Genomic DNA, 24,074 nt, shown 5'->3' on the forward strand with positions numbered 1-24,074 from the left:
CTCCTTTCAATAAAAAAGGTATACTGCGAAATACAGTATACCTAAAATAATATGTTTTTAATATGTTTGTATTATAATATAAATCTATTAATCACTATTATATTTATCCATAAAATCAATCATTGCTTGATTAATCAAATCCTTGTTTTTAAACCCCTTGTTCTTGCTGCAAAACTCTTTCCATTGCTGAAGGATAATATCATTAATAGCAAATGAAGTAACGTGTTCTTTTGCTTCTGGAAGGTTAATAATAATAGTTTTTTTGTCATTTATATTATTTCCTATTATTTTTTCTACTGCTTCCAATCTTAAAAGAATGTCATTAATAATATCAGGTTTTATTTGTTTTGGTTCATCAGCATCTGGAGTAGGTAATAATACATTATTATTATTTTGTATTATATATTGACCGTTTATTTTTTTATATCCTGCTTCATTTAATTTGGATTTGATTGTGGAATATCCAATGCTTAATTCCTCAGCAATTTGTTTTAAGGTTTTACCTTCTTTGAGTTTTTGGTTTATTGAGTTAATATCGGTGTCAATATTAAACATTCTAACCCCTCCTAAAATAATATGATTCTATTAATTACTATTAATAATATATTATAATAGAAAGGTATTATTTACAAGGGGTGGGAAAGAAAAAGCACCATAAAAAATAACGCCTATGGTTAAAGGCGTTAAAATTGTTGGTACTTGATTTTTTATTGTATATTGGACAGTATCCACTATGCTTTTTAATTCTTATTTACATAAATAATATTAAAATAATCTTGATCCCATTGATCACTTCCGCGGCAAAAGTTAATCACATCGCCTACATTCAAATTAGATGTAAATTGGTCTAATGTGCTATTTATCCCATTTACTTTCAAATATTCCCCATCATAACTTAGTATACTAGTATTATCATTGTCTTTAAAAGTTATGGTTTTTTTAACGGTATCTACATTTATAACGCTTCCAGTGAAACTCTCCCCATATTGGAAATCAGCATTATTTTTAATTCCTACAATTACAGTCGCAGATTCAAGTTGTTCTTTTGTCCAGGCACCAAACTTATTATACATAAAACCACTACGCCCATTGTATACCGTAGCACCATAAGTTAAAGTACGCGAGGGATAAAGACCAACTTGTACTTTAACAATAGTTTTTGGAGTAGCATTTATTTTATTTGCATCTATGATAATTTTAGGTTCTCCTGTACTTGTAGTAGGCATAATTACTTGACCTACTTCAGAAACTATTATAGTCCCTGGTGTTTTATCAATTATCGAAAATTTCATTTTAACTAATTCAGTAAGCGGTTTACCATTTAATGCACAAAATGCATTATCTACACATAAAGTATAAGTTGTTATAGGTTTCCATCCAACAATATAAGTGCCATAGGATGAGTTAACAATTGGTGCTTTAACAATAATTGATTTCTTATCTAAACCAGGAATTATTTTTACGACTGTTGAAAAACTATCTACTCTTTTCCCTGATTCATCAAGTACATAAATATTGTCCGTTAAACCTGTTTGAATAACGTCATTATTAAATGTTATAGTCCAATCTTTATCAAATGGTACATTGAATTTTTGAGGAAATATATTAACACCAGAAGAACTACCGCTACCGCCGCCACCGCTGGTTGTTGTCGCAACATTTGCCAACGGTATTAAGTCATTAGCATATGATGCATTACAACAAACCAAGACAAATACGGCAATAAATAATATACTACTTGTTATAATTAATTTTTTCACTTGTAACACTCCTCAATATCTTTTCTTTTAGATTAGAGGTAATATTAGGGATTTACAATAGATTCGATTTTCTTAGATGAAATGTGACATTTTTTTGAACGTGTAAAATTGGAATAGATAAAGCAAGATTTATGCCAATAGGGGTATCCATATAATCAACAAAAAACCACTCTAGAACCTTCTTAATTCATCAGCCCTAACCTTTCATACCTCCAACGAATAAACGTTCAATCTGGAAGCAAATATCAATGTATATAGCAATGTTTTTTGCCTATATAATCATGCCATCTACCTTCTATTAGAGAATACAATGATACATAATGTAGTTGTGTATCATTAATCAACACCAAACTAACGTTTTATCATGTTTAATTAATACTAATACAATATAATACTACATTATGTCGTATTGATCGGCTCAGAAGAATGAATAAAAAATGTATAGAAATATTAATAAAATTACCAGTTTTATAGCAGATAATTTCCATTTATTAAGCGAATTTTATGCAAAGCCCAATATATAGGGATTTGATGGCATAGTAATAGTTTACATAATATTCATTAAAGGAAGTTGGAGCATTATTTACGCAATTTTTATGCAAGCGAGTGCATAAATATACAGCAAGAATATATGGATAAGTCAATCATAATTTATCGAACACTTGTTCTGTGTATAGTGTCAAATAGAACGAGTGTTCGCCATATAATATTCTTTAAATATCGAACAAATGTTCTCTTTAATTTAATCGAACAAGTGTTCTCTTTAATTTAACAGGCGTGTTTTCGGGGATATTTTACATCCAAAACCAACCACTAATATATTTAACTTTTAATGCAATTATGCATTATAGTATTTAATTAAACCATCTATTCCCCATTATCATCCTCACTACCAACATTACTACCTTCTGCTTTAATTCTATCTAATTCTGTTGCCACATCATAAACCATAGGACACTGTTCCAATGTACTCTGTAAACTAATAGCACCTATTCCCCTTAAAGTTTCTAAATCATTAATAATATCTGTTCTATTCATTGGCCTACTGTACTCAAATACAACGTCTAAAGCATCAGAATTAATCACTATACCTTTTGCTTTAAGTAATGATTCAATCGCCTTAAATCTAAACTCCATTCCTTCTCTCATATACATTTCATTCATACCTGCTCTAAGATCAGCCAAAGAAAACATTAATTTAATACTTACCTCACTTAAATTACTTACATCTTGTACCCCCATACTTACCGCAGGGACACTTGATATTTGCAATAAACTATTATAAAGAATTTTCCATACGCTTTCAAAACTCTTATAATCCAATTGTCCATTAGCAAATCCAAAAGAACCACCATCATCTAAATTAATACCACTTCCCACAAGATTAGCAGGAATAGCACCTTCTCCGTTTTTACCAATACCTAATTTCTGGCCTACCACTACTGGAATAGGATTCACGAATTTATAAATACTATCAGTGTATTTACTAATCAAATCTTCCAGGTTATCAATAATATTTACATAATCCTCCAAATCACTTCTACCTGCTGTTTCGTCCATTTCATTTTTATTCTTATAAATAATCGGTAATCCACTAGGATTATGAAATTCCCCTCTGAATGTCACTTCTCCGCCAAAATCATCATATTTTTTGACTGTATTCTCATCAAATACATTCCAGTAACTTATTCCATTAATTGAAGTATAATGCTCTACAAATCCGATATATTCATTTTCATCATTATAAACTGGAAAACTATCTTCAGGATTAATCAACTTACTCTGTATTTCCCCGTTCTTATCAATGTAAACGTATTCAGCAATACTACCGTACTTACATACTTTATCTAATATATCCCAATCTATTTTATTATAATTTCCTTTTTTATAAATTTCTTTCATAATAGATACAGATTCTTCATCACCTGATATAGTTACCGGATTTTTCAGCAAATAACTTGTACTAAAATTCAATATCGTTTTAGCATAATTTAAAACTATTGTTCTAGGATGAAACTCCTTACCGTTCCACATCTCCACACCTCTATTTAAAATAGCGTGTTTGCCGTTCAAGTATTCTTTAATATTAATAATATTTGCTATCCGTTCCCAATTACCATATTCTGAAGTAAATTGCATAAACCATTTGTCATCACTATCATAATACTTATTTACATAATCTTGTAAATTCACTATTCACATCCCCCTCTACAAATACCATTTTCCGCACTTCATACCTTGTATTGCTAAAGCAGAAGCAATTACCAAATCATCGTGATTAGTTCCGTCTCCACGCTTATTTGATGTTTTACCATCTGCTTCAATAAATATTTTCATTTCGTCTAGTGTTGATATATCATTAATAAGAATTAAATTCTTTTCAAATTGTTCTTTAAAATCCTGTACTAATCTAGGTTTACTTGCACTGGTAGTTATCCAGCCAATAGTATATTTTCTCTTACCCCGATCATCAAAGGTTTTCATTTTATACATATTTAGATATTGCCTTTCAGCCCTCAATTTTTCTATCACTGATTGACCAAAACTATTCTTCTCAACTACTAGAAAAGCATAATTAAACATCATTCCTAAGTCATACACAACATCACTAAATTTATATATAGGTATTTTATTATCATAGAATACTGCTACTTGCTCACCATCAGAATTAAATACACTAATTGCAGAATTATCACCACCACTACCACTTGCGGTATCAATCCCTGCATAATATCTCTGGTTTGGTTTAATATTTTTAAACATAAAAAAACCCTTACCGTAATATCTAGCAAGGGTATCAGGGAGGGTAATATTTAATTCATCTTTTCGCAATGGTGGTATTAAATTCGTCACTCTATTGTTTATTGCTTGTTCATTAAAGATACTTCTGCTTGTTGCTCTAAATGATTCTTCAGGAGTAAAAGGAAATTCTTGCTGGAAATCCTCTAATGTCATATCCTGCAACTTCCATCTTCTCCACATAATCATTTTCAAACTAACTTTAGCATTATATAATGGCAATTCATCTATATCCAATTGTTCAGGGGTTAATCTATGATTATGATTATTAACCTTAAACCAATCTTCTGCTATGTTTAATTCATGTTTGAATTGATTAGCAGTAGCACTACTTGTCCAAGGATAGAAAAACGCTTTATACTTAGATTGTTTACTCTTATAAGCATTGGTAAATAATTTTTGATAGTAATTATATCCGTTACTAGTTGTTTCAATTACTATCTTACTATCCATATTTTTAGCCAGTGCTTGCTCCAACGATACTAAAGCATCCTTCTGTTGGTCATCTGGATAAAATGCAAACTCTGATAAATGGATATATTGCAGATTCATTCCTCTACCAAGTGATTTTACTCCTGCGGTCTTAACCATAATCCTTGAACCATTTTCTAAATATAATTCCATACGGTTATTACGCTTTTCTGCTGGTTTATACTTATCTGGTATATCAGAATAAATCTGTTTCATTTTTTCAAAGAGTGCTTGTGTACTTTCAACATTGTAACTTACCATCAGACAATTGGTATTTGGCTTAGTGCAAGCAATCCACAAAGAATAAATAATCGCTAAACTGGAAAATCCTAACTGTCTGCTTTTAGCGATTATATTAAATTTATCCATATTATTAAAGAAGTCCACCTGTTGCTCATTGGGTACAAACTTTACCAAATTACCATTGTTATCAATAATCTTAATAAAGTTTTTTGCCCAAAGAAAAAAGTCATTATTAATTTTCTCTAACTTGGTTTCTTTTTTCATATTATAAGATCATCTTCTTCTTCTTCATCATCTTCAATGATATTATTATTGGTGTTTTGTTTAATGTTTTGTGCTATGGACTTCTGTAATTTAATCACTGTATTAACTGCTCTAGCATCACCTTTTTTTGCTTTATCCAGCATTGCATTATACATATCAATCAAATCATTGGCTGCATGAGATTGAATTAATAAATCAATTAAATGCTTGTACTGCTCTGTTTTCTCCCAAGAATAATATGTTTCTTTATTCTTCACCCCATCAATTCTCATTATTTCTTCAAGTGGACGATCAACATATACCCGACCCCTTACAGGTAATTTATATTTCCAACGAAAATATCTTCTATACTTTAATGGAGTTTTTGCCAATTGTTTATCTAATGTCATTTGTTTACCTCCTATAAATAAAATAAGGAATGGCATTAAACCATTCCCTTTAAAAAATGTACGATTTTATACTCAATAGGTATTATATATGTAGTACCGTTTACATCAAACTTTTGTCTTGCAGACGGCTCCCCCCTATATTCGTGCTTGCTATCGCTGCGCCCGAATTATCCCCCGCTGGGGGAACTTGTATTTTATTTATTTTTTACATTTTAAAATTTGGTACTTTATAACCTTAATTAGTACTCTTATATAATATAGGTTTTAAAGTACCAAATTTTTTCTAGTACAATATTAAAGTTCCAAAATAAAATAAAAAATTAATTCCTGCGCTTGCGCAGAATCACGAACGCAAGTGAGTGATATAAACCGTCTGTAGGACTATAGGTAAATATTTATACTCTTATTAATATTTCTGCTAATTCCATTTGTGCATCTAAATATGTATCTTGTAGTTGAAATAAGTTTAAGTTTTCAACTTCAATCGGAGAAACTTCTCCAATCCAACTATCAATTAATTTTTCATATTCTCTTTTATATTCTTGCTGGTTCTTTTCATAATTGTTTTTTGCTTGTTTGTTCATGTAATTTATTACCTTATCATTTAACTTTTTCTCTTGTGCCAAAATCTCTGCTTCCTCCAATGCTTCAACTATATACTTATGGGTAAATAATATATCAATTTCTGTGTATGAATAATGAATACCGTATCTTTCCCATAATAATTCATTGACTCTATCAAAATACTCTTTCGCTTTAAACTTTAGATACACTTGTGTTATGATTTCTAATCCCATTTCCTTTAGCACTTGACGCTGAGTATCTCTAATATAATTTTTCTCATCATCAGTTGCTAATCTTCTATTATTTTGTATTAATTTTCCATCCACAATTTCTCTTATGTTAATTACCGTATTTTCGGTATAGTCAATCAATCTTCTATTCTCCAGATTCCTCAAAGAACCAAATAGTATTTCTTTTAACTTTTGATAGGATCGCTGGTAAAAATGGTTAATGTCATAGTTTGTAACATCTGTAATACTATTTTCCTTTATTTCTTTATAATTTTTATCAATGTAATTCTGATTAATCATACTTAGCATAAGAAATAATTTTTTAACTGTAAAACTGGCTCTATATCCTTTTTGTTTGGATAAATAACTTAATAGTAATAGTTCAATATGCTGAATATATTCCTTATTATTGCCTTTTGCTCTTTTATCGGTTTTCTCCAATGGTTGATCATATATTTCTAGGATTATAAATTTATGACCAACTTTTTTGAAGTCAAAATATCTTTTCCATTTTTCCATCTGAAATTTTCTGTTTCTATTGCCATCTTTAACTTCTTCATCTAACAAATCACACATGATTTTATAATTTTTAACTGCCATTCCTATTGACAAATTTCTTTCCACTATTCGTGCGAATTCATCTTTAATATTTTTTTGTAGTACGTTTTGCATATGTATTAAATCTTATCTCCCTTCATTTGTTATAATTTCTTCTTTTTGTTCTTGTTTTTTACTCTCCCATTTTACACATTATTTATTTTTTTGTAAATACCACCTTGTTCCGATAAATTAAAGCAACCGAAAACATATCAGGGAAGTCATCTTTTGTATATGTTTTATTTGACATTAAATTTGTAGGCCAATCTCTTGATAATTCTTTACTAATATAAAATGGTTTCTCAGGACGAGATAAATCCAAATTAAAAAGACCCTGCAAAGTTGCAAGGTCTATTTGAGTAGTAAGGATTCCATTTCTATTAACCCCTATTTTTTTATGTAAATTATGCTTTTGTATAAAGTCATAAAATTCGCTTTTTGTATGTCTTTCTAAAACTTCTATAAGTTCATCAAATCCCAACATATTGAGATATTTTGAATGTATATTAATAAAACGTTTATCATAATATCCTAAATATCCACCATCAATTGCTAGTAGTGCCATCTTACCTTCTTCTGATTCGGGAAGAGGTAAATCATAAAAACTCCATATTTGCATGGCTGTGCTGCCACAATATTTTTGATAGTAATTCTCTCTTGATATTTTTAATACATTATTTAGATTGGCACTTTTAGAATTGACTGTATCATTTGCTGATAGCATCGTGACATGGTTACTCCAACATCTACCATTCACCAGATCACAATCTATTGCAATTGCCGGAGTATCAGAATCTTTAATCTTATAAACAGTTTCAAAATCATAAAAGTAATTTATTTTATAACCTTTTATTTTATTGAGTAATGCGCAACTGACCAAACTGTCAATGTCATCTGTTAGTATTAATTCATATTTTTTTTTATCGTCATTACACCAATTAGGAAACATCTCCTTAATTTTATTTTCCATTTAGCATATGTTGTTGTCTATTGGAAGATTGTGAATTAAAATTTTAACTATTACTAGTTAATAAACGGTTTCACCTCTCTTTCCTCCAACGCTCCAAGGTGAGTATCCGTTCATACTCATTTCGACCACAAACATTAATTCATCTCCCTTCATTTGTTATCTATAATTTGCTTGTAATGTGTGACATTCTGTAAACTCATATTTGTTTTGTTTGATTCCCACATTGATAAAAGTGGGACACTTACTTTGAGTTCTTCAGCAATTTGTCGTAATTTGATTTTCTTCTTTCTGCGAATAGCAGAATAATATTGCCGTTCATTTTCATAAAAAATATTCATTTGACAAACATTCCTTTTATTTAAAATTGAAAAAGTTAAGTAAAAAATAAAATGAGGATACGCAGATTATGCGTACCCCCATAATATTTACCTTATTAAATACTAAACCGTTGCATCAATAGCATCAGTGGTAAATTCAGCGTTCTTGTTTCCAGCACTATCCTTAAGAGCATCAGCACCAACTTTAATCTTATTGGTTGCGGTACTTAGTGCAGAATTAAATGTTACTACCAGTTTTCCGTTAGTAATAGCAACTTTATCACTAGCACCCAGGGCTGCAAATGTAGTTCCATCAGTTGCTACAGTTACTTTTTCTTTTAGGGCTGCAATAGAAGCAGTTGCGTTACTTATTTTTTCACTCATGGTAATTGTTACTATTTTCTTAGTATCGTCAATGGTTGCACCGGATAATATAGGAGCAACTACATCAATCTCAAATACTGCAATGGCTTTTTGGTTTAGCATCTTCAAGGTCATTTCAGCAATTACATGCCCGTTTATACTATCACCAGTTTTTGCAAGCAATTCAAAATGCGGTTGTCTTAGATAAGATATTTTGACAAAAGCGGGATCGAATACAACCATTTTATCAGTAGGCATATGTCTATTTAATACCAGTTTAATAGTTCCATAATTTGTCTGGATACTAGAAACAATTAAACCAAACAAAGATTCTTGAGCAATATAGGAATATTTATTAGCATAGAGAGCATCAATATCTTCCTTCAAATCAGCATTTACCATAGCGATATAAGTTCCCGAAGACATCCCTGCATCCCATAATTTCTTTACAGTTTCTTTAATTTTAGGTTCTGTAATAGTAGGACTTTTAACTATATTTTCAGGAAGTGCAAAAGCAAGCAAACCGTCCATTTTACGGACATAGGGAGATGTAGAACCATCATCTTTAGTTCCATTTATAAGTTTCTTTTCAATATTTACTTTCATCTCAATTAGACGATCATTAATTTCTTCTGCAAAAAGATTTGATACACCAGTAATGCTAGAAGCATCGGCAGTACCACTTATTGAAGTTGCTTTTTTAAAGATTTCACAAACATTACTTTTTTCTGCCCTTGCAGAAGATTGGAAGGTATTAGTAGTAGAACCTTCAACCTGAGAAATATCTTCTGTATTATCAAGAGTTTTCTCTCTCCAAGTTACAATCTTACTTCCGGTAGTATCATACCCTTTACCCATAATAATAGTTGTTAATGGACAATCCATCGGGCTAACCAAAGAAATTTCTTTAGTTAAGTTGATGTTTTCTAAATCAGTAAAGTTAGTCGTTTTTATCATTATTTTCATTCCTTCTTTCTTTCAATTTATTTAGAGAATAATTTAGACAATTTACTGCCTATCATTCCTTCAACATTTTTGTTCTTCTCAGCAACTGAATAAGCATCAGTTGTTTTATGACCTTCTGGAATGTAAGAATTATTTAATTTTTTTGCTTCCAGAATAGCATTGAGTTTTTCAATACTCTTATCCAAATCTTCTATAGATTCCCCATTGATAAAATCAGCAAAATCAGATAATCCTTTTTCCTTAATGTGTAGGGATTTTTCCTTTGCCCATAATTCTTTCTCTTTTGTTTCAATCTCTTTTTCCTTATCAGTTTTAGGTACAGGTTTTAATCCTTCTAATTCTGCTTGTATAGGAGCAAGTATTTCAGTTTCCCATTTGCTTTTTTCTTCTGCAATTTGGTTATTAATATATTCTTGTTGTTCAGGTGTAAATTCCATTAGATAAATTCCTCCTCTATTTTTGTTTCATTATTAAATCTTTTAAACTATTTACCGCTTGAATGACATTCTCATATACTGCTGAATTCTTTTCTAATTGAACCATTAATTTTTCTTCACGTTCCTTACTATCTTTGCGTTCGGACATTAAAAGCCATATGAAAAGCACCGCAAATATTCCTTGCGATAAAATCATCTGCATTATCTCTGGTTTTAGTAAATCCATCTCACCACCTCATTTCAAATTTTTAAAAGTTAATTCTTTATTTTAGTAGCGGTTATTTGATTTGACAGTGAAAGACCCATATTGATATTGTCCAATTTATAATTTGTTAGACGGGCTTCTAGGTGCATCATATCGAATTTCATACTGTGTAATTTATTTTCCAATTCCTCAATTCTGCGTTCTAATTTCTCTACTTTTTCCATTAGTTGCATCCTCCTTCGTTTGTTTTATTTGTTTGTAGGTTTCTATTGCTTCTAGTAGTTCATCAGATTTAGTAAATAAAAAGATATTTCTTCTTGAATTTATATCCATCTTCATACTATGAAGCACAAAACCCCTCATCATAAGAAAACCTGCTAATCGTTGCGATTTAATATAAAATGGTTGCATCTGTTGACCTTCTTTCGTTTAAAAATTTAAGTAAAAAAAAAGGATAAGAGTGCTTGAAGTTAAGCACCCTTAATAAAAATAATAACGTTAAGTTAGATTGAAGAATAAGTTAAATGGAAAACACTATATATTAACCCCGAAGGGATAATATCAAATTGAATTTGTAATATACTCATATACAAGGTTTTATTTTAGCCCTCTATGTACCAATAAATAAGCAAGTGATATTTTACTGTTATATACTACATAATAAGGAAAATTGAAAAAATTACAAATAAATCCCTATATAGTGGGGTTAGAAGGGGTTTTCTAAATGGTAAAGTTTCTATTGTTTCCTTCATAGACCATTATGAAAAAAATGCACTCAAAATACCACCACTACTAGGTTAGAATGTGTTTTTTTGGATTTTTGCACTTTTAGGAATGTTGATATATTGGGGTTATTAGGACTCTTCTATTACTTTAGCAGACCTATATTTATGCTTATATTTATGCCATACTTCTCTTTGTCACTCTAGTTGTTTTTCCTTCCAACAATTCCTACAAAATTTTTGTCTATTTTATATCCGTTTCCTTCATAGACCATTATGAAAAATTACATTTATAATCTATTGTAAGTACCAATATTACTGTAATAGAATGTATTTTTATGTATATTTTTGCATTTTAAAGAATGTTGATATATTGGGATTGTTAGGGATTTTCTAAATGTATAAAATTATTATATATATTCATTACATACAAATACTTATTTTTTTAAAGAATGTTGATATATTGGGATTGTTAGGGATTTTCTAAAAGTGGACATCTTATCTATATCATTACATACAAATACTTATTTTTTTTAGGAATGTTGATATATTGGGATTGTTAGGGATTTTCTAAAAGTGGACATTTCTTATTTTTCTTTTATTTTCTCGCCATAATTCTCTTTCTTTTTCCTTCCAACAACTCCTACAAAATTTTTGTCTATTTTATATCCGTTCCCTTCATAGACCATTATCCAATAAATGTAAATAAGTAACTCTAAGTACCAATATTACTACTCTTATTCATTATATACAAGTAATTATACATTTTACATAACCCTTATATATTGGCATTTCTAGCGATTTTCTAAATGTATAAAATTTTTTGTTTTATATCCATACTGATAAATACTACATAATAAGGAAAATTGAAAAAATCACAAGTAAATTCCTATATAGTGGGATTAGGAGAGGTTTTCTAAGTGATTAGAACTTATATATATATTCATTACATACAAATACTTATTTTTTTAAATAGTGTTGATATATAGGGATTTCTAAGGGTTTTCTAAACATACAGAATTTTTATTTTTCCTCATAATATCCTGTTCTTTTTTTCTAATTGTTTTCCGCTTGCTCATCATACATATTATTTACCCAAAAAACTATTGTATTTACAAATGAAATTGCTTCAAATTTCAACGATAAGGTATCAGGTAATAGGAATGGTAAGGTAGATAATTTTGAAGTGTTTTAGAAGGGGTTTTATTGATTAAATAAAACAAAAAAAAAGAAGAGAGATAATTATTAATATCCCTCTTCCTTTTCCTTGTTTACAAATTGAATTTATTAAGGGGATTGAATTGGTTTGCCCTTTCTTGTAAAGCAGTCCCCCATATTGCTAAATATCTTTCTGTCATTGCTGGTGATGAATGTCTTAATAATTTTTGGAGTGTAAATACATCTCCCCCATTCATCAAAAATCTATGGGCAAAAGTATGTCTGAAGTCATAAGCACAACAACGAACATTTGGGAAATTCATAATTTGTTTTAAGCGTTTAAACATATTTTTTACCGCATTAGGGGATAAGGGTTTACCTGTTCTATCTACAAATACAAACATAGGTAATTTTCCAAATTGCTTTTGGCAAAACAATTTATATTCCTGAAGTTCAGATTTTAACTTATCTGCCATAGGAATTGATGTTTGAGTTTGTAATTTCCCAAATAAAATAATATGCTGGTTTTCAAAATCAACATCACTCCATTTAAGGTTACATAATTCACCCAGGCGCATACCCGTACCCAATAAAGTAATTATTATGGTACTGTCTCTGTAGGCATACAGGGATTTATCTCTGGTTTTAATTCTTCGGTAGTAAGATAACATTTCATTTATCTGCTTATCGCTAAATACTTCAATTTTTACATTGGCTTTAATGTAATTCACCTTATGGATAGGATTATTTTTTTCATTGAATATTTCAATCTCTTGGAGATAATTAAAGAAGATTTTAATTGATCGTAATTTAGAATTGATAGTAGTGGGGTTATTGCCACGTTCCTTCTGGCAATAAATAAGATAGGATTTTATTGTATTGCTTGTAATGTCCGTAACTTCAATAATCTCTTTTTCAAGGCAGTAGGTATGGAATTCCTTTAAACATCCCATGTAATTAGTCAGTGTTGCCTTAGAAATCTGTCGGAATTCCCTATCCTCCTGAAATTCCTTAATAGCAAATTTAAGCAACAAAAAAACCACTCCTTTTCTTCTTTTTAATGCTGTGAGTACACAACATTTACTAAGAAAAAACCTAGTGGTCTTATGTTAAAGAATTGTGGTCTTAAAATATCAAAACATTTTTTGATGCTTTAAAAACCCTTGCAAATCCCAATATTACTTAAATGGTCGGAGTGACTGGATTTGAACCAGCGGCCTCTACGTCCCCAACGTAGCGCTCATACCAAACTGAGCTACACCCCGACGCAAAGAATATTGTATAACAGAAGCAGGTATTCGTCAAGAACTCCAAACCCTATATTTACTCTATCTTATCCAGCTCAAATTTCCGGTGTAGAGCTTTAATCGCAGCTTTGATATGGCACTCGTCAATAACACAGGAAACGCGGATTTCTGATGTGCTTATCATATGTATGTTGATACCTTCGTCCGCCAGAGCTTCAAACATAGCAGCGGCTACGCCAATATTACTCTGCATACCCGCTCCGACAATCGATACCTTGGCTACATCATTTCCGTAGGTCATACCCGAAGCACAGATTTTTTTTACCAATCCTTCCACCACGGGAATAGCTCTGGAAAGCTCTTTTTCCTCAATGGTAAAGGCAATATCATTGCGTCCATCTCTCATAGCGCTCTGGATAATTATATCTACATTAATGTTTTCAGCAGCCAGGGTCTTAAATAAGGTTTTGGCTATGCCCGGTTGGTCGGGCACATCAAATAAGGCAAAACGAGCACAATTCAAATCATGCGCTATCCCACTTACTGCTCTATGATTTTCCATATTGGCTACCTCCGTTATTATGGTTCCAGGATTATGACTAAAACTACTCAGAACCTCCACATCAACATTATACAACATAGCAAATTCCGCCGCCCGGGGTTGTAGTACTCCCGCTCCCAGGCTGGCCATTTCCAACATTTCTTCATAAGATATCTGGGGTAGTTTTTTAGCTTCTTTTACTATTCGGGGATCAGCGGTAAACACTCCTTCAACATCGGTAAATATCATGCAGCGCAAAGCATCAAGACAAGCAGCCAGGGCCACTGCAGTAGTATCGGAACCCCCTCTCCCCAAAGTTGTGATATCACCCTGGGGAGACAGGCCCTGAAAACCGGCTATAATAACCACATTACCCTGTTTCAGTTCGTTTTTTATGCGGCCGGTTTCAATTCCGGTAATCCGAGCCTTACTATGGCTGTCATCGCTTTTTATTCCCGCCTGCCAACCGGTTAATGAAATAGACGAGCAAGCAAAATTATTTAGAGTCAAAGCCAGTAAGGCAGCTGATTGCTGCTCTCCAGTAGCTAGAAGCATATCCATTTCCCGTTTGCATAAATCATGACCGGTGAGACTGGCCAGTTCAATCAGCTCATCCGTGGTATCACCCATGGCGGAGACAACTACAACTATATCATCGCCTTTATCGCGCATTCCTTTAATCCGTCCGGCAATATGCTTGATTTTATCTATTGATGCAACTGAACTTCCACCAAACTTTGCTACTATTAGTGACAAGATAATTCACTCCTAAATCCATAAGATTACACTACCTTAAAACTTTTACTCCATCCGGATCAGCTGCCAATATCATTAACTGGCTTTGGATCCCGGATGCAGCAAAGGCATCTTGCATAGCTTCTGCCACTCTCTTTTCTTCCTGCTGGCAAAAAGCGATGATAGAAGATCCTGAACCACTGAGAGCAACTCCTACTGCCCCGTTTCCTAGGGCTTGGGAAAACACCCTGTCAAAACCGGGGATTAATTGCTTGCGCCGGGGCTGAAAAATCACATCATCCATTGCTGCTGGCAAATAACGAAAATCATGTTTAATCAAACTGGCCAACAAATAGGAGGCTCGTTGCAAGTTATTTACCATATCCATAAAATCAATCTTTTTCGGCAGCAGCTGCCTTGATTCATCAGTGGATATTTGGATATCAGGTACGGCAACAACCAGCTTTAATTCCGGGGGAAAAGTAAATTGCTGATAATATACATTTCCTCTATAAAGCATAGCGGTAGTAAGTCCTCCCGCCACTGCAGGAACAACATTGTCAGCATGCCCTTCCATTTCCACCGCCCAGCTAATTAAGTCCTCCTGGGTAAATCTCTTCTCCAGAATTTCGTTGGCCGCATATAAGCCAGCAACAATAGCAGCGGCACTGCTTCCCAGGCCTTTCCCCGGTGGAATTGAGCTATTGATAGTAAGCTCCAGTCCAGGAGCTTCTACAACAGCAGCTTCCGCAAATACTTTTTTCATAGCCTGGTAAACCAGGTTATCTCCGAAGATTTCTTCTGGATATTCTTCTCCATCGACAAAAAATCTAATCCTGGTGCTTTGCGGAATTATTGTCACCTTGAGCTCCAGGTATAATTGCAGGGCCAAACCTAAAGTATCAAAGCCCGGTCCTAGATTGGCACTTGTGGCCGGAACCTTAACAGTAAACATAGCACCCCTTCTTGTATAATATTAGTCTACTTCTCTATCTGTTCCTTCCAGACGAATTACATTTTTAATTTCACCTACTATACTAAGCCCTTTGAGTACAGTAAGTGAATCCCTTAGATGTATCTCCCGAACCCGGTGAGTAATTAAAATAAGCTCAGCCCAACCTTGCTTGCTCGTCTTTTGCAAGACGGTCGCGATACTGACATTATTATTCCCAAAAACAGCGGCAATGCCCGCCAAAACTCCTGGCCGGTCCTCTACTATCATTCTTATATAATACTCGCCTTCCAATTCTTTGATGTCCATAATTGCCTTATTTTCATAACAGCTGCAACCAATACGCGCATTGCTGTGATGCAAGATATTGCGAGCGATTTCAATAATATCCCCAAATACTGCACTAGCTGTTGGCATTTGTCCTGCTCCCCGCCCGTAATGCATAATTTCCCCCACAGCATCTCCATGTAAAAATACGGCGTTAAATACATCGTTTACTCCGGCCATGGGATGAGTTTTGGGTAGAAAAGCCGGGTGCACCCGAACTTCAATTTTTTGCTGAGAGTTCTCCTTGGCAATAGCTAAAAGCTTAATCACATAACCTAATTCTTTGGCATATTGGATATCAGCTGCCGTAATCGATCGTATTCCCTCCACATATACATCATCTAGGGTAACCCTGCTGTTGAAAGCAATTGATGATAAAATGGCAATCTTGCGAGCCGCATCCAGTCCATCTACATCTGCAGACGGGTCAGATTCAGCATAACCCAGTTGCTGAGCCTCAGCCAGAACTTCATTAAAATCACGACCTTCCTGGCTCATTTTGCTGAGTATGTAGTTGGTTGTGCCGTTTAAGATGCCGATAACTTCTTGGATCTGGTTGGCCGCCAGGGATTGTTTCATGGGATATACTATGGGTATTCCCCCAGCAACGCTGGCTTCAAAATAGAAATCTACCCCTTTTTCCTTGGCCCGGTCGAAAATATCTTTCCCTTTTATTGCTATCAAATCCTTATTGGCTGTTACCACATGCTTTCCTCGGGCTAAAGCTGCCATGATATAGGAGAAGGCAGGTTCTATTCCCCCAATTAACTCAACCACTATGGCAATATCCTGGTCATCGAGAATCTCCTGAATATCCTGAGTTATCAGCTCATCTTTAATTTCCAGCAACTGGCATTTCTCTGTGTCTCTTTCCAGGACTTTTTTAATTACAATCGATTCCCCTATTCTTTTGTCAATTATTTCACTATTCTTTTGCAATAATTTAATTACCCCGGAGCCTACAGTACCGCATCCGAGCAAAGCTACACCAATCATTTGATTTCCTCCTGTTTTTACTGATAATACAAACTTGAACCAAAACCCGGCACTTATTCCAATCGTTTTGCCAACTGTTCTATGGAGGCTTTAATATCGATACTCAAAGAAATAGTAACATAAGCTAGTCAATGAAGAAAGTAGTGGGCTAAAAAAGGTGAATAAAGAAGAAGCTTATAGAAAATCGATTTTCCCGCGGTCAAAAAGTCGTAAACAGGCATCTACGACATCCGGGTCATATAAAGTTCCCCGATGGCTCCGTATTTCCTCCAGAGCCAGGCTTATACCCAGAGCTGGGCGATAAGGCCGGTGTGAAGACATGGCTTCAACCACATCAGCTACTGCCAAGATACGAGCTTCCAGCATAATCTGAGATCCGGCCAGGCCCTGCGGATAACCGGAGCCGTCCATTCTCTCGTGATGTTGGATAACCATATCGGCTACCGGTAGCTCAAAAGGAATAGTTTTAACTATCTCATAACCTACCTGGGTATGAGTTCTTACCAAAAGCGTTTCTATGTCGTTCAATTCACCCGGCTTGCTTAAAATGTCTGAAGATATCTGCATTTTACCGATATCGTGTAAAGTAGCTGCCATATAAATACCCCGGGTTATATCTTCGGGAAATTGCATTTCCCGGGCAATGGCAGTAGCTAATTGGGCTACTCGGCGCTGGTGCCCTGCCGTGTAAAGATCCCTTTTTTCAGTGGTTATGGCTAGTGCATTAACTGTACTCCTAAGAATAGTTTGCGCTTTTTCAAGACTTTCTTGCAAAGCATTTTCGGTTTGCTTACGACGGCTAATATCTCTCAATGAAATTATGGCACCAGTTTGATTGCCTTCGCCATCAAAAAGCGGAGCCGTTGTGGCCCAGCAATAAAGACCGGAATCGCCTACAGACGGGAAGAATATCTCCTGGATAAGAGTGTGTCCCTTCCTTTCTATACCAGGTATTAAGTTATGAGCATAAGTCGATTCTTCTATTACAATATCTACTAGCATGGGTTTTTTATAACCAAAAAAAGGGATGGCGTACTCATAGTCATCTTTACCTATTATATCTTCAGCCTTGACCCCGGTCATTTCTTCGGCTGCTTGATTCCAAATAATAACCTTGCCCTTTATATCAACGACAAAAGTGGCATCAGGCAGAAAATTGATAATATCCGCCAGTCGGCGCTCTGACTCCCTTATTTGCTGCTCCGTTCTTTTTCGTTCGGAAATATCACGAATTATCCCCAGAAAACCGGTAATTTCCCCATCAGCAGCAAAAATTGGACTAACCGAGGTTTCAACATAGAGCTTTCTTCCTGACTTGCTTATGAGCTGCCAGTCAAATCCTTTAGCCGCCTCTCCGGTACGAAAGACCAGGTTATAGGTTTTAAATACCTTTTTAGCATCCTCGTTTGTCATGTAGTGCTTATAATTCATACCCAGCAGTTCCTCTTTGGAATAGCCGAGCATTTCCTGCAAAGATTGGTTGAAAAAAACCAGGTTTCCCGCTTTATCTACTTCATAATAGCCATCCTCAATACTTGCCAGAATATTCAGAAACTTTTTGGCATTATTAATCAAAGCCCTATTAATCATTCGCAACCTCCCCGGACAATAAAGTTTTCTCCTATTACCGAGATAAAAATTTCATAAATAATTAGCAGGATCTAAAGTATTATAATAAACCCATGGTTCCACTACAAAAACCCCTTTTGTTGCATAAGGGTTGCATAAATATAATAACTTTTTGCAATAGAATCACTCATGATTTATCGTCAAAAATAGAGAATAGATTTTAGAAATATATTTGCTGTTAAAAAGTAAAATTATTACTAGAAAAAACCTTCAAGCAAGCTTCCACTACCTCTGCATCATATATTGTTCCAGCTCCGCATCTTATCTCCTCCAGGGCTGATTCAATTCCCAATGCAGGCCGATAAGGCCGGTGGGACGCCATGGCTTCCACCACATCAGCTACAGCCAGTATTCTTGCTTCCAAAAGAATCTCCTCGCCGGATAAGCCCCGGGGGTAGCCAGAGCCATCCATTCGCTCATGATGTTGCAATAAAGCAGTGGATATTGCCTGGGCAAAGGGAATAGTTTTAACAATCTCGTATCCTGCCTGGGGATGGGTTTTTACCAATAATCTTTCTATTTCCGTCAAGCCTCCGGGTTTGGTAAGTATATCAGTAGGTATCTGTAGCTTGCCAATGTCATGTAAAATAGAAGCGGTCCTGACATTATCAATATAGTATTGGGGAAGTTTCATTTCCTGGGCAATAGCACAGGCCAGGGAAGCTACCCTGCGCTGGTGCCCTGCAGTATAGGGATCCTTCTTCTCTGCAGTTATGGAAAGAGCGTTGACTGTACATTCAAACACTGTTCTTAAATGTTCCAAACTCTTTTGCAGGCTTTCTTCAGCCCGATCGCGGGTAATCTCCACTGCTAGCAGATTAGCAATCAAGGTAAGGGTGTCCAGATTGGCTTCGGTTAACACAGTTCGTTTTCTATGGCCTACCACCAATACTCCCAGGCAATCATTTCCGATTATAATAGGAGCCGCCAAACCACAAATCAGGCCCTCTTCCAGCACCAGATCGTCAAAAATGTGGGTAAAAAGAGGACTAGTGATATAATCTTCTATGATATATCCACTTTCACTGGCGGCAACCATACCAATCAGGCCTTTTCCATATGGTATCCTGACTTCTAGCCATTCTGTCAATTTATTGCCGGACAGGGTATGAGGAAATGCTTCACTTTTATTTTCATCCATCAAGAATATAAAGATACAATCAGCCGCGAAAAGCTCCCTGCTCTTGTCTGCGGTGAGCTTCAGGGTTTCGTCCATGCTTTGACTGGATGACATAGCCACAGCCAGATCATATAGTACCCGAAGTTTGTATACTTCCCGAGAAAGGTCATATTGTGCTTTTTTACGCACTGTAATATCACGCACAATGACTTGCACAGCAGGCGTTCCCTCAAATACCAGAGCAGCACCAGTAACTTCTGCATAAATTATTCTACCGTTAATCAAGATTATTTTCATTTCCGTTAAGGGGAATACTCCATTAGCAGCCAATGGTTCCATCAAATCAATATAAACCTGGCGACTTTCCGGATGTATAAACTCTATTATCCTTCTACCCAGAATGCCCTCAACTTTTTCTGCACCCAGCAACCGGGCACCGGCATGGTTGATGAAAACTATCCGACCATTGATATGAACCGCAATAGCATCAGGAGACACCTCCACCAATTGCCGATACCTCTCCTCGCTCTCCCGCAACTCTTCTTCCACCTGCAGTCGAGCTATTATAGTTCCTATATAATTAGCCACATTCTCTATGGCCTGACGGCTATGCTCTGGAACCATACTAATTATCCGGGAAGAAAGCTTCAAAGAAGCAAGCATCTTATCTTTATGATATATGGGTATAATCGCCATACTTTTTAAGCCTTCCTGGAGAATAATATCGCCAAAATATGCAGTCAGTTCATCTGCTGAGGAATATAAAGCCTGGGTATATAGAGAAGATTCAGTATTAAAAGCGCAAGTCTTGACTTGTTCAACAAATCCCGGAGAAAGACCTCTGTGCACCGATAAGGTCAACTTGTCGCCTCCTTTGTCCACCAGAAATATGGCTCCAGCATGCATTCCGCTGATTTTTAATGCCGAGTTTAGACAAATGGACAAAGCTTCTTCCATTCCATTAACTGCTATCATAGAAATACCCAGATCCCGCTGTATAGCCGTAATCTCTTCGGCCCGTTTTTTCTGAGTCACATTCTGAATCGATTCTATGGCACCGATAAGTTTTCCATCGGCATCCAGTAAAGGCGCTGCCGTAGACCGGAGATAGGCTCCACTCTCCCCAACAGCGGGATAAAAGTTCTCCACACTCAGGATACGATCCTTTTTCTCCAATACGGTATAACTTTGCTGCCACTCAGCACTGGCTGACAGCACCTGATCCAGCAAAAGCGGACGGCGATAACCATAAAAAGGCAAAGCGTATTCATAATTTCCTTTTCCGATAATTTCTCTGGCTCTGACTCCAGTCATTTCTTCAGCGGCCCGGTTCCAGGTTATTACCCGGCCATTACAATCAATGGCCAGGGTAGCATCAGGCAGAAAATCAATTATGAGGGCCAGGCGGTGTTCTGAATCTACGAAGGCTTCTTCCATCTGCCTTCTTTCACTAAGATCTTCCAGGAGTATAAGAACTTCATCTTCATCTTTTTTCCCATCAACCGGCACTGATATATTCAGTCGATGAAGTCTAGGGATTTTCTTGGCATCCAAAATACAGGATTCAAAAGATAATGAAATATGTCCTTGTAAGGCAGTAAACACTTTTTTTCTAGCAGATTATATTCCTGTGGATTAACAAAGTCGTAAATCTTTAACTCCGGTACCTCTTCAACCTTAATGCCCAGCATCTCCCGCACCTTTTTGTTAGCAAAAGTTAAACTGCCGCTGCTGTTACAACAAAGGATTAATCCATTAATACTTTCCAATATATAAAGCCCGCTATTATTCGGTTCCAGCTTAATTTCTTGCGAGCTGTTCGTGAACTCCATAGCAGGCCTGTCCTTTGACATCAACTAACCACATCCTTGTTTGATTAAAATAAAATACTAAACTTTAAGGAAGCAAAACAAAAAAGCATTACGATAACTTGCCAAGCCACATTGTTAATATCTAAATGACCAAATACAGCGAGTATTAGCAGGTAGGTGGTAAGCTTGATGGATAGCATAAGGTATTCCTTCGACAGTTATCAGGAAAATCCTGCAGCGCTTAGTAGTATTCTGGAAATAATTATAGGTGTTTACCCGCAATAATCCTATCTATTTCCTTTTTTGCCGTATAGAGGTTTTCGAAGAAAGGGTGCTTTGGCAATAGAATTATACTTGAACGTAAAACATTGGAACATTTTTAACCAACAATAATTGTTTAGGTATTAATTATTTATATTATATTAGATTACTATTTTAATATAATCAAGCAAAATAGGATATTTTTAAGCATCGGAAGATACTGCAGAGCAGTTTCAACACAGCTCTACAACGAGGCGGGGGATTAGAACCCAGCGCTTTTTTTGTTAATAGGAACTTTGGCCGCTTAAAGAAGCAGGGGACATATTTCACCTCGTTATAACATTTGACTGCATAGGTTGTAGAGATGAGGCTTAGAAGATTAAACTCTTTAAAAAAAGCCGGTTGTAATACCGGCTTTTTTTATTAGCACTATAAAGTTTTACTAAAATCCTTAAATTATGATACAGATCAAGCCACCACTGCCCTCGTTAACAATTCTCTGTAAGGTATCCTGCAGCTTGTGCTGGGCATTCTCAGGCATACGGTGCAGTTTGTTTTGGATTCCCTCTCTTACTAAATCATGTAGTGATTTGCCAAAAATATTGGACTCCCATATTTTGCCTGGATCCTCCTCAAATTCATCCAGCATGTAGCGCACCAGTTCTTCACACTGCTTTTCCGTTCCAATAATAGGGGTAATTTCTGTAGTTATATCAGCCCTTATTATGTGTAATGAAGGTGCCTTAGCTTTTAATTTGACTCCAAATCGGCTACCCTGGCGGATTAATTCCGGCTCTTCCAGGAACATTTCTTCTAGACGCGGGGTAACTACTCCGTAACCCGATTCCTTCACTTCATCCAAAGCTGAGGAAATCTTGTCGAATTCCCTCTTGGCCACACTGAGGTCTTTCATAATACGCATAATGTCATGGGTTCCTTCCACTCCAAAACCGCTAACCTCACTCAATGCTTGATAGAAGAGCTCTTCCGGTACACTTACCTCTATCCTAGCAGTTCCTGTACCCAAATTCATCTCTTCCAGGCTGACATAACTGACATTCTCCATGTCGGAAAGCTGCTCTACGGCCCGGTCGATGTCACGGACTTTGCGTATAGCATTTAGAATTTCACGGATAGAGGTCTCCATATTTTGACGCAACCAGAAGTCTTCTTCTAATTCGTCCACCCATTGCGGCAGCTTGATATTAACCTCATGAACCGGGAATTCATACAATGCTTCTTCCAAAATACCATATACTTGCTCTGTACTCATTCTGGCAGCATCCACGGGGATAATGCTGACTTCATACTTTTCGCTAAGTTCCTCAGCCAAATTAAGAGTTTCTTTTTCATACGGACGGGTCGAATTCAAGAGAACGATAAAAGGCTTGTTGAGTTCCTTAAGTTCATTGATAACTCTCTCTTCAGCAGAAACATAATTTTCCCGGGGGATATCGCTTATGCTCCCGTCAGTGGTAATTACTATACCGATAGTGGAATGATCAGTAATAACCTTCCTGGTTCCTATTTCGGCTGCCTCTTCGAAGGGAACCTCATAGTCAAACCAGGGAGTTCTAACCATGCGAGGTTCTTCATCCTCTTCGTAACCCAGAGCCCCGTCAACAGAATACCCCACACAGTCAATAAGCCTTACCTTAAGGCTTATGCCATTTTGCGTGGTTATCTCCACTGCTTCATTGGGTACAAATTTGGGTTCAGTGGTGGTAATGGTTTTACCCGATCCGCTCTGGGGGAGCTCGTCATTAGCCCGATCACGCTCAAAAATGTCTTTTATATTAGGTAGTATCATTAACTCCATGAAGCGTTTCACAAAGGTTGACTTGCCCGTTCTAACCGGCCCCACCACACCCAGATAGATATCACCTCCAGTTCTTTCGGCAATATCCTTTAAGATGTTGTTTCCTTCCACTTCTCATTTTCCCTCCCTTGATTTAGACTTTTAAAAGGCACCCTCCCTTCGATTATGAGTACCTTAAACC

The 24,074-nt window shown here is 35.5% G+C and carries 21 protein-coding genes and 1 tRNA gene; all 22 read right to left on the reverse strand.

Annotated elements, in window-relative coordinates; all coding sequences use genetic code 11:
- Window positions 1-87 precede the first annotated feature (87 nt).
- Window positions 88-555, reverse strand: coding sequence for a helix-turn-helix domain-containing protein (locus SWOL_RS06745; protein ID WP_011640715.1), 468 nt, complete (start codon window positions 553-555; stop codon window positions 88-90).
- A gap of 185 nt (window positions 556-740) precedes the next feature.
- Window positions 741-1,760 (reverse strand): hypothetical protein, encoded by a 1,020-nt coding sequence (locus SWOL_RS06750; RefSeq protein ID WP_011640716.1) that lies wholly within the window; start codon window positions 1,758-1,760, stop codon window positions 741-743.
- 867 nt (window positions 1,761-2,627) lie between these two features.
- Window positions 2,628-3,953, reverse strand: coding sequence for a phage portal protein (locus tag SWOL_RS06755; RefSeq protein ID WP_011640717.1), 1,326 nt, complete (start codon window positions 3,951-3,953; stop codon window positions 2,628-2,630).
- Window positions 3,954-3,968: 15 nt separating this feature from the next.
- The gene (locus tag SWOL_RS06760; protein WP_011640718.1) at window positions 3,969-5,537 is read right to left on the reverse strand and encodes a phage terminase large subunit family protein; all 1,569 of its coding nucleotides are present in this window, start codon (window positions 5,535-5,537) and stop codon (window positions 3,969-3,971) included.
- Window positions 5,534-5,926, reverse strand: a complete 393-nt coding sequence (locus SWOL_RS06765) for a hypothetical protein (protein ID WP_041427449.1) — start codon at window positions 5,924-5,926, stop codon at window positions 5,534-5,536. The genes SWOL_RS06760 and SWOL_RS06765 overlap by 4 nt, the downstream gene beginning before the upstream one ends.
- A gap of 395 nt (window positions 5,927-6,321) precedes the next feature.
- Complete coding sequence (locus SWOL_RS06770) at window positions 6,322-7,344, reverse strand: hypothetical protein (protein ID WP_207635272.1); 1,023 nt, start codon at window positions 7,342-7,344, stop codon at window positions 6,322-6,324.
- 130 nt (window positions 7,345-7,474) lie between these two features.
- Window positions 7,475-8,287 (reverse strand): hypothetical protein, encoded by an 813-nt coding sequence (locus tag SWOL_RS06775; protein ID WP_011640721.1) that lies wholly within the window; start codon window positions 8,285-8,287, stop codon window positions 7,475-7,477.
- 149 nt (window positions 8,288-8,436) lie between these two features.
- On the reverse strand, window positions 8,437-8,625 hold the full coding sequence (locus SWOL_RS15285; RefSeq protein WP_041427450.1) for a helix-turn-helix domain-containing protein: 189 nt from the start codon (window positions 8,623-8,625) through the stop codon (window positions 8,437-8,439).
- A 102-nt stretch (window positions 8,626-8,727) separates the two neighbouring features.
- Window positions 8,728-9,924: a DUF5309 domain-containing protein gene (locus SWOL_RS06785; RefSeq protein ID WP_011640722.1), complete on the reverse strand. Its 1,197-nt coding sequence runs from the start codon at window positions 9,922-9,924 to the stop codon at window positions 8,728-8,730.
- Between the two features lie 26 nt (window positions 9,925-9,950).
- The gene (locus SWOL_RS06790) at window positions 9,951-10,370 is read right to left on the reverse strand and encodes a hypothetical protein (protein WP_011640723.1); all 420 of its coding nucleotides are present in this window, start codon (window positions 10,368-10,370) and stop codon (window positions 9,951-9,953) included.
- Between the two features lie 16 nt (window positions 10,371-10,386).
- Window positions 10,387-10,596, reverse strand: a complete 210-nt coding sequence (locus tag SWOL_RS06795) for a BhlA/UviB family holin-like peptide (RefSeq protein WP_041427451.1) — start codon at window positions 10,594-10,596, stop codon at window positions 10,387-10,389.
- Window positions 10,597-10,625: 29 nt separating this feature from the next.
- A complete protein-coding gene (locus SWOL_RS14315; protein WP_155814160.1) occupies window positions 10,626-10,799 on the reverse strand; it encodes a hypothetical protein in 174 nt (57 codons plus the stop codon).
- Window positions 10,765-10,986: a DUF5659 domain-containing protein gene (locus SWOL_RS15290; RefSeq protein WP_041427452.1), complete on the reverse strand. Its 222-nt coding sequence runs from the start codon at window positions 10,984-10,986 to the stop codon at window positions 10,765-10,767. Before SWOL_RS15290 ends, SWOL_RS14315 begins: the two co-directional genes overlap by 35 nt.
- Window positions 10,987-12,568: 1,582 nt before the next feature.
- A complete protein-coding gene (locus tag SWOL_RS06805; RefSeq protein ID WP_011640724.1) occupies window positions 12,569-13,489 on the reverse strand; it encodes a tyrosine-type recombinase/integrase in 921 nt (306 codons plus the stop codon).
- Between the two features lie 153 nt (window positions 13,490-13,642).
- Window positions 13,643-13,720: transfer RNA gene (locus SWOL_RS06810), tRNA-Pro, on the reverse strand.
- Between the two features lie 58 nt (window positions 13,721-13,778).
- On the reverse strand, window positions 13,779-14,999 hold the full coding sequence (locus SWOL_RS06815) for an aspartate kinase (RefSeq protein ID WP_011640725.1): 1,221 nt from the start codon (window positions 14,997-14,999) through the stop codon (window positions 13,779-13,781).
- Window positions 15,000-15,030: 31 nt separating this feature from the next.
- On the reverse strand, window positions 15,031-15,933 hold the full coding sequence (gene thrB / locus SWOL_RS06820) for a homoserine kinase (protein ID WP_011640726.1): 903 nt from the start codon (window positions 15,931-15,933) through the stop codon (window positions 15,031-15,033).
- A 21-nt stretch (window positions 15,934-15,954) separates the two neighbouring features.
- Window positions 15,955-17,253, reverse strand: coding sequence for a homoserine dehydrogenase (locus tag SWOL_RS06825; protein WP_011640727.1), 1,299 nt, complete (start codon window positions 17,251-17,253; stop codon window positions 15,955-15,957).
- 174 nt (window positions 17,254-17,427) lie between these two features.
- Window positions 17,428-18,843, reverse strand: a complete 1,416-nt coding sequence (locus SWOL_RS06830) for a PAS domain S-box protein (protein ID WP_011640728.1) — start codon at window positions 18,841-18,843, stop codon at window positions 17,428-17,430.
- 217 nt (window positions 18,844-19,060) lie between these two features.
- Complete coding sequence (locus SWOL_RS13555; protein WP_049750109.1) at window positions 19,061-21,511, reverse strand: HD domain-containing phosphohydrolase; 2,451 nt, start codon at window positions 21,509-21,511, stop codon at window positions 19,061-19,063.
- 8 nt (window positions 21,512-21,519) lie between these two features.
- A complete protein-coding gene (locus SWOL_RS14560; RefSeq protein WP_041427453.1) occupies window positions 21,520-21,855 on the reverse strand; it encodes a PAS domain-containing protein in 336 nt (111 codons plus the stop codon).
- A gap of 670 nt (window positions 21,856-22,525) precedes the next feature.
- Window positions 22,526-24,004 (reverse strand): stage IV sporulation protein A, encoded by a 1,479-nt coding sequence (spoIVA, locus tag SWOL_RS06845; protein WP_011640730.1) that lies wholly within the window; start codon window positions 24,002-24,004, stop codon window positions 22,526-22,528.
- Window positions 24,005-24,074: the final 70 nt, after the last annotated feature.

Source organism: Syntrophomonas wolfei subsp. wolfei str. Goettingen G311 (assembly GCF_000014725.1).
Lineage (GTDB): Bacteria > Bacillota > Syntrophomonadia > Syntrophomonadales > Syntrophomonadaceae > Syntrophomonas > Syntrophomonas wolfei.